8 protein-coding genes are annotated in these 7,812 nt (G+C 75.5%); 1 reads left to right on the forward strand and 7 read right to left on the reverse strand.

The window, feature by feature from the left end:
- Positions 1 to 30: 30 nt before the first annotated feature.
- Complete coding sequence (locus BI06_RS40070) at positions 31 to 312, forward strand: HPr family phosphocarrier protein (RefSeq protein WP_030396570.1); 282 nt, start codon at positions 31 to 33, stop codon at positions 310 to 312.
- Positions 313 to 391: 79 nt separating this feature from the next.
- Here the strand turns inward: BI06_RS40070 and BI06_RS40075 are convergent, their stop codons facing one another.
- From BI06_RS40075 to BI06_RS40105, 7 genes are all read right to left on the reverse strand, one after another.
- Entirely contained in the window at positions 392 to 2,962 is a 2,571-nt protein-coding gene (locus BI06_RS40075; protein WP_030396571.1) for an ABC transporter permease, read from the reverse strand.
- Complete coding sequence (locus BI06_RS40080; RefSeq protein WP_030396572.1) at positions 2,959 to 3,711, reverse strand: ABC transporter ATP-binding protein; 753 nt, start codon at positions 3,709 to 3,711, stop codon at positions 2,959 to 2,961. The genes BI06_RS40075 and BI06_RS40080 overlap by 4 nt, the downstream gene beginning before the upstream one ends.
- A gap of 38 nt (positions 3,712 to 3,749) precedes the next feature.
- Positions 3,750 to 4,148, reverse strand: a complete 399-nt coding sequence (locus BI06_RS40085; protein ID WP_051742857.1) for an SHOCT domain-containing protein — start codon at positions 4,146 to 4,148, stop codon at positions 3,750 to 3,752.
- A gap of 212 nt (positions 4,149 to 4,360) precedes the next feature.
- Entirely contained in the window at positions 4,361 to 5,026 is a 666-nt protein-coding gene (locus BI06_RS40090; RefSeq protein ID WP_030396574.1) for a response regulator transcription factor, read from the reverse strand.
- Positions 5,023 to 6,246 (reverse strand): sensor histidine kinase, encoded by a 1,224-nt coding sequence (locus BI06_RS40095; protein ID WP_082559037.1) that lies wholly within the window; start codon positions 6,244 to 6,246, stop codon positions 5,023 to 5,025. The genes BI06_RS40090 and BI06_RS40095 overlap by 4 nt, the downstream gene beginning before the upstream one ends.
- Before the next feature lie 13 nt (positions 6,247 to 6,259).
- Positions 6,260 to 6,940: a DUF2269 domain-containing protein gene (locus BI06_RS40100; RefSeq protein WP_233290497.1), complete on the reverse strand. Its 681-nt coding sequence runs from the start codon at positions 6,938 to 6,940 to the stop codon at positions 6,260 to 6,262.
- A 290-nt stretch (positions 6,941 to 7,230) separates the two neighbouring features.
- Positions 7,231 to 7,812, reverse strand: a 582-nt coding sequence (locus BI06_RS40105) for an NAD(P)-dependent oxidoreductase (RefSeq protein WP_051742874.1), incomplete at its 5' end; no start/stop codon positions are given.

The raw sequence follows: 7,812 nt of genomic DNA on the forward strand, positions 1-7,812 counted from the left end.
ATGACCAGCTTCACCGGAAAGGCACGTCTCATGGCCGAGCGCCGCGTCACCATCGGTTGGGCCGAGGGCCTGCACGCCCGTCCCGCCTCCGTCTTCGTCAAGGCCGTCGCGGCCACCGGCGTGCCGATCACCATCACCAAGCCGGGCGGCAACCCGGTCAACGCCGGCTCCATGCTCGGCCTGCTCGCGCTCGGCGCGCAGGGCGGCGACGAGGTCGTGCTGGCCTCCGACGCCGAGGGCGCCGACGAGGCCCTGGACCGCCTGGCCGCGCTGGTCCAGCAGGGCCTGGACGAGCTGCCCGCCGCAGCCTGAGTCCCGCAGCGCGCACACGTCCGGAGCCCGGGCCCCGTTGGTCGGGGGGCCCGGGCTCCGGTGTGCGCGGCGGCGGCCGTCAGCCGGCCGCGATCGCCCGCAGGATGTCCAGCCGGGCCGCCCGGCGGGCCGGCCGCAGACCGGCCACCGCACCCGCCACCAGCCCGGCCACCAGCACCACGGACAGTTGGAGCGGCGGGACGGCGAAGCTGCCCGTCCCCTCGGTGTCCGCCGCCCGGACCAGCGCCCAGCCCAGGAACGACCCCAGGCCCAGGCCGCCGATCGTGCCGAACATCGCCACCAGCACCGACTCCCAGCGCACCATCGCGCGCAACTGGCTCCGGGTCTGGCCGACCGCCCGCAGCAGGCCCAGCTCCCTGGTCCGCTCGTGCACCGCCAGGGTCAGCGTGTTGGCGATCCCCAGCAGCGCGATCAGCACCGCCAGCGCCAGCAGCGCGTAGACCACCGAGAGCATGATGTCGACCACCGAGGCCGAGTCCTTCGCGTACTCCGCCCGGGTCTGCACCTTCGGGTCGCCGAACGGCACCGCCGCCGCCGTCACCGCCGCCTTGCCGGCCGACAGCGAGACCCCGTCCTTCAGCGCCACCGCCACCAGCGAGTCGGAGTCCTGGCCCTTGTGCGGGGCCCACGCCTCCCGGGTGACCAGGTAGTCGCCGGCCAGCTCACTGCCCTGGTACAGCGCCTTCACCGTGAACGGCGCCTCGGCACCGTCGCTGAACCGCACCGGCACGGTCGTGCCCACCTGCCAGCCCTGCTTCTCCGCCTCCGACCTGGACACCGCCAGGCCGTCGGTGCCCAACTGGAGCGAACCGTCCACCCGGCCGAGGTCCACGATCCCGGCCAGCCGGGTCGGGTCGGTGACGTCCAGGGTCCGGCCGTGGCCGTCCACCCGCGCCACACCCCGGCCCAGGCCCACGCTCTGCCGCACCTCCGGCAGACCGGCCACCGCGTCCGCCAGCTTCGGGCTGAGCGCACCGGCCCGGAAGCCGCCGGTGGAGATCGCGAGATCCCCGGCGAAGGTCCGGCTCACCGTGTCGTCCATGGTCGCCTTGATCGAGGCGCCGAAGACGGTGAACAGCGAGACCACCGTGACCCCGACCATCAGCGCGCTGGCCGTCGCGGCCGTGCGCTTCGGATTGCGGGTCGCGTTGCGCTGCGCCAGCACGCCCGGCATCCCGCGCAGCCGCGGCAGCGGCGCACCCAGCAGCCGCACCACGAAGGTCGCGAACACCGGGCCGAGCACCACCACACCGAGCAGCGTCGCCACCGCGCCGCCCGCGGTCAGCCCCACCGAGGGGCCGTCCGTGGCGCCGACCACCGTGGCGGCAACCCCGGCCGCGACCAGCAGCGCACCGGCGGTCCAGCGGACCCGCCCGGCCCGGCCGTCGGCCGCGCCGTCCACCGCCACCGCCCGCATCGCGGCCAGCGGCGCCGTCCGGCCCGCCCGCACGGCCGGCGCGACCGCCGAGCCGACCGCGGTGACCGTGCCCACCAGCAGCGGCAGGGCCACCGAGACCGCGCCGATCACCAGGCTGCCGGTCGGCAGGCTGAAGCCGATCACCTTGAACAGCGACGTCAGCCCGGCCGCGATCCCGATCCCGCCGAGCACTCCGGCCGCCGAGGCCGCCAGCCCGACCACCACCGCCTCCGCCAGGGTCGCCCCCAGTACCTGGCCGCGGGCCGCGCCCAGCGCCCGGAGCAGCGCGTTCTCCCTGGTGCGCTGCGCCACCACGATGGCGAAGGTGTTGTGAATGGTGAAGGTCGCCACCAGCAGGGCGATGCCCGCGAAGACCAGCAGCAGGGTGGTGAACATGGTCAGGAAGCGGCTGGACACCTGCGCGGTGGCCTCCTCCGAGACCTTCGTCCCGGTCACCGCCTCCAGCCCGGCCGGCAGCTTCGCCGTCAGCGCCGTCACCAGCTCCTGCTGGGAGACGCCGCCCGAGGCCCGGAACTGGATCGAGGTGGCCTGGCCCTGCCCCTTCGGGGTCAGGTAGCGCTCGGCGTCCGCGAGGGTCAGCCCGGTGTAGGTGTTCTGGCCCATGCCGTCGGCCGAGGCGCCGAAGGTCGCGATGCCGACGATCGTCACCGACACCGGGTCGGGGGCGCGCAGGATGGTCGAGTCGCCGATCTTCAGCTCACCGGCCTTGGCCGCGCCCCGGTTGATCACCGCCTCCCCCGGCTGCTGCGGCGCCCGGCCCTCGGCCAGCCGGTACGGGTTGAGCCCGCTGTCCGGCTGCCAGTAACCGGCCAGCGTGGGCGGCCCCTGGCCGCCCACCGCCTTGCCGTTCTTGCCGATCAGCTGGCCGGAGCCCTGGATGGCCGGCTCGGCCGCCGCGACCCCGGGCACCTGGCGCAGCTGGTCCGCCAGCGCGAGGTCCACCGGGGCGCGGACGCCGCCGAAGGTGTTCTCGGTGTCCATCACGTCGGCGCTGCGCACCACCGCGTCGGTGCCGCGGTTGGCATCGGCGAACAGGGTGTCGAAGCTGCCGCGCAGGGTGTCGCCGAGCACCAGGGTGCCGGTCAGGAAGCTCACCCCGAGCAGGATCGCGGTGAACGTCCCGGCCAGCCGGCGCTTGTGCGCGGCCAGCGAGCGCAGACTGATCCGAAGGGTGGCGGTCGCACTGCTCATGACCCCGCGCCTCCCAGGGCTGCCGCGGGGGCACGGTCGAAGTCCTTCATCCGGTCCAGCACCCCGGCCGGGGTGGGCCGCTCCATCCGGTCCACCAGCCGGCCGTCGGCGAGGAACAGCACCTCGTCCGCGTAGCCGGCGGCGGTCGGGTCGTGGGTGACCATGACCACCGTCTGGCCCATCTCGTCCACCGCGCGGCGCATCAGCTCCAGCACCTCGGCGCCGGTCCGGGAGTCCAGGTTGCCGGTCGGCTCGTCCGCGAAGACCACCTCCGGACGGCCGGCCAGCGCCCGGGCCAGCGCGACCCGCTGCTGCTGGCCGCCGGACAGCTCGGTCGGCCGGTGCTCCAGCCGGTCCCGCAGGCCGACCGCGTCGATCAGGGTCTCCACCCACTCCCGGTCCACCTCGCCGCCGGCCAGGTCGACCGGCAGCGTGATGTTCTCCCGGGCGGTCAGCACCGGCACCAGGTTGAAGGACTGGAAGACGAAGCCGATCCGCTCCCGGCGCAGCAGGGTCAGCCTGCGGTCGTTGAGGTTCTCCAGCTCGGTGTCACCGATCATCGCGGTGCCGGCGGTCAGCCGGTCCAGGCCCGCCGCGCAGTGCAGCAGGGTGGACTTGCCGGAGCCGGACGGCCCCATGATCGCGGTGAGCCGGCCGGCCGGGAAGCCGACGGTCACGTGGTCCAGGGCGCGCACCTCGGTGCGTCCGACCCCGTAGACCTTGACCGCGTCGGCCACCCGGGCGGCCATCCGGTCGGTTTCGACCAGTTCGAGGACCGGGATGGTGGTCACTTGGTACCGCCCTGACCCGGCTTGGTGTCGTCCGGGCCCTGGAAGTGCTCCAGCAGGGTGTCCCTGCGGGTGCGGTACTCCTCCTCGGTCAGCTCACCGTCGGCGTACCGGCGGGCCAGACTCGCCAGCGGGGCCTCGGTGCCGCCGCCGCCCCACGGGCCACCGCGCCAGCCCGGGCCGCCGCCCCAGGGGCCGCCCCACTGGCCGCCGGCCCACGGCGGGCCCCACGGCCCGCGCCGGCCGAAGCCGCGGCGGCGGAAGACGGTGAACACGGTGACCAGGACGATCAGCCAGAACAGCGGGAAGAGCAGGAACCACGGACCGGGGCCGCCCCCGTTCCAGGGACCCCAACCCTCCCGGCAGTAAGCGTCGGCGAGCAGTGCGGTGCTCTGCATGTCGGTCAACTCCTCGGTGTGCCCCGCACGTTGGGACGGGGGCCGCGCCGGCCCCGGACGGTCTCCGAGGCCACCACGAGCTTCTCGCCGAAGGGGGGTCCGCCGCGTCCTCCGGGGAGCGGCACCGCGGGTACGACACCGGGAGTACGCCCCGGGGACCGGACTGCTCCCGGGCCGTCCCGCCGCTGCGGCCGGCCGGCGCAGACCTGCCTCTAGAGCCAGCCGGGGCGGACCAGCCCGGACTCGTAGGCGAGGACGACCAGCTGGGCCCGGTCGCGGACGCCGAGCTTCACCATGGCGCGGCTGACGTGGGTCTTCGCGGTGAGCGGGCTGACCACCAGGCGGCGGGCGATGTCGTCGTTGCTCAGGCCCATGCCGACCAGGGTGAGCACCTCGCGCTCCCGGTCGGTGAGCGCGTCCAGCAGCTGCCCGCCGGCGGAGGGCTCCCGGGAGCGGCTGGCGAACTCGTCGATCACCCGGCGGGTCACGCCCGGGGAGAGCAGGGAGTCGCCGACCGCGGCGACCCGGACGGCGCGCAGCAGGTCGGCCGGTTCGGTGTCCTTGGCGAGGAAGCCGGCCGCGCCCAGCCGCAGCGCCTCGAAGATGTACTCGTCCATCTCGAAGGTGGTCAGCACCACCACCCGGACGGCGGAGAGCTCGGGCCGGGAGCAGATCAGCCGGGTGGCCTCCAGGCCGTCGGTGCCAGGCATCCGGATGTCCATCAGCACGACGTCCGGCCGCAGCTCCTCCACCAGCCGGACGGCCGCCCCGCCGTCGTCCGCCTCGCCGACCACCTCGATGTCGGGCTGGGCGTCGAGCAGGGCCCGGAACCCCGCCCGGACCAGGACCTGGTCGTCCGCCAGCAGTACTCGGATCATCCCGTCCGCTTCCCCTCGCTCGCCGTGCCCGCCCCCGCGGGGTCGGGCAGCCAGGCCCGGACCCGGAAGCCGCCACCGTGCGGACCGGTGGTCAGCTCGCCGGAGAAGGCCGCGGCCCGCTCGCGCATGCCGACCAGGCCGTTGCCGGAGCCGCCGCCGTCACCGCCGGCGGCCGGGCCCGGATCGTCCACCCGGAGCAGCAGCCCCGCCGGGGAGGACCAGTCCATCAGAACCGTGGCGCTCCGCGCGGCCGAATGGCGGATGACGTTGGTCAGCGCCTCCTGGACGATCCGGAACGCGGCCAGCTCCACCTGGGCGGGCAGCGGCCGGGCGGTCCCGACCGTGTCGACGGTGACGGTGAGCCCGGCGTGGCCGGCCTGGGTCACGAGTTCGGGCAGCCGGGCGAGGCCGGGGGCGGGGGTGCGCGGGGCCTGGCCGTCCGGGCCGCGCAGGGTGCCGAGCACCTGGCGGACCTCGCCGAGCGCCTCCTTGCTGGTCGCCTTGATGACGGTCAGCGCGGCCCGCACCTGGTCCGGGTGCTCGTCGATGAGCTCCAGGGCCACCCCGGCCTGGAGGTGGATCACCGAGATGGAGTGGGCCAGGATGTCGTGGAGTTCGCGGGCCATCCGCAGCCGCTCCTCGGCGGCGCGGTTCTCCTCGGCCTGGCGCCGGGCCAGCCGGCGGGCGGCGAGCTGCTCGCCGCGCGAGCGCATGATCTCGGCGCCGGCCAGGATCAGCAGCAGCCAGGCCGCCGCCCCGGCCTCCTGCCACCAGCTGGGGCCGGGTCCGGGGGCGCGCTGCCAGTCGTTCGGCAGCAGGTGGGAGCTGGCCAGGTGGATCAGGTAGCCGCCGCCGAGCGAGATCCAGGCCCACCGGCGGCGGCCCCGGGCGAGCGCGCCGTACACGGCGACGGCGAGGCTGAAGAACACCGGGCCGTACGGGTAGCCGGCCAGCAGGTAGCCGACGGTGACGGCGGTGACGGCGGCCACCACCGGGCCGGGGAAGCGGTCGCGCAGGAGCAGCAGGGCGGGCCCGAGCAGCAGCAGCGCGTAGCCGACCGCGTCGAGCGCGGCCCGGTCGGTCTGCTGGCGGGCGGCGGCGGTGGAGCCGACCACCTGGACCAGGGCCACCAGGAGGGCGGAGAGCCTGGTCCAGGAGGGTCTGGTCCACGGCGGTCCGGGATAGGGATCGTGGCCTGTGCTCACGTGGTCGGTGCTCATGAACGGGTAACGGTCACCGCCCCGGCGCCGCGCCCGCGGCCCGGTCGATGCGCGCGGCGCGGGCCTCGGCGGCCAGCCGCTTCCCCCGCTTGGTCATGCCCCAGGGCTTGACCACGGAGAGCACGGTGGCGGTCAGGTAGATGGTCAGGGCCACCGAGGGGGCGATCACCAGCACGTGCGGCGAGCGGCCGTCCGGGGGGACGGTGCCGGCCGCGACCTGGCCGGCCGCGTCGTGGATGAAGGCGCGCAGGGCGAAGATCGAGGCCAGGGTGGCGGCCAGGGTGAGCCAGAACTTGGTGGCGACCCAGCGGTAGCGCAGCAGGCCCCAGGTGGTGCCGAGGGACAGCAGCACGCCGGAGAGCAGCGAGAGCAGGCTGATCGGGATCAGCAGCCAGTCGGCGAAGATCTCCTGCGCCAGGTAGGCGGCGCGCACGGTGTCGGGGTTGTCGGAGAAGCGGCCGGCGATGCCGAGGGCGAGCACACCGGCGGTCAGGCCGAGCCAGCCGACCGAGCAGGCGACGTGCACGGTCAACCAGACCCGGCGGGCGTGCTTGGGCAGGCGCAGGCGCCCGGCGAGGCCGGCCGGGGGCTCCGGCCGGTCGGCGGCGCGGTCGGCGCGGCCGGCCGGGGTCCCGGCGGGGGCCGTCGTGGCCTCGGGGGTGTCGGCGGCGGGCGGACCAGGAGGTGTGGGCATCGGCTTGTGCTCCGGAGGGCGAGGGGCGACGCGGGCCACGGGCCGGCGGCCACCGGGTGGATGGTGTACGGCCGCCGGCCCACGGCTTGGGTGATCCACGGGATCACCCCCTACTCTGCCCGGCCGGGGTGGGCGGGGCATCGCACGGCGGGAGTAGCCGGCCGTACCGCTCGTTGAGTACGGGCGGCGCGGCGCGCGGGCGGCCGACGGCCGGGATCGTTCGGCGAACGGGCGCCGGACGGGCTGCGCACGGGCCGCGGGTGGGCTACGGACCGGCGGCGGGCGGGCGGTCAGTAGGCGATCTCCACGACCTCGCGCCGCGCGGCCGGCTCCTGGAGCGCGGCGAGCAGGTAGTGCGCGAGGTCGGCGCGGGATATCGACCAGGCCCCGGGCAGCCGGCGGCCGACCGCCGTGCGGTAGCGGCCCCGGGCCCGGCCGCCGGTGAGCCGGGCAGCCCGGACCAGCGTCCAGTCCAGCTCGGTGTCCTCCAGCAGGAACCGCTCCATTCGCGCCATGTCGGCGTACGGCCGGCGGAGCATCGGGTGCAGCACCCAGGAGGTGATGGCCCGTTGGAACGGGGCGGCGCGCCAGGGCACCGGGCTCATGCTGGTGGTGGAGACGCACACGACCCGGGAGACGCCGGTGGCGCGCATGGCCTTGAGGATGTGGTCGGTGCCGGCCGAGTAGACGGTGGTGGCGGCCCGGCTGTAGCCGATGCCGAGCGCGGAGACCACCGCGTCCGCGCCCTCGACGGCGCGGGCCACCGCGTCCGGGTCGAGGACGTCGCCCTGCCGGATGGTGCTGGGGCGGGCGTCGGCCAGGGCCAGCGGGTCGCGGGCGAAGGCGACGGTGGAGTGCCCGGCCTCGGCGGC

Source organism: Kitasatospora sp. MBT66 (assembly GCF_000710405.2).
GTDB classification, from domain to species: Bacteria; Actinomycetota; Actinomycetes; order Streptomycetales; family Streptomycetaceae; genus Kitasatospora; species Kitasatospora purpeofusca.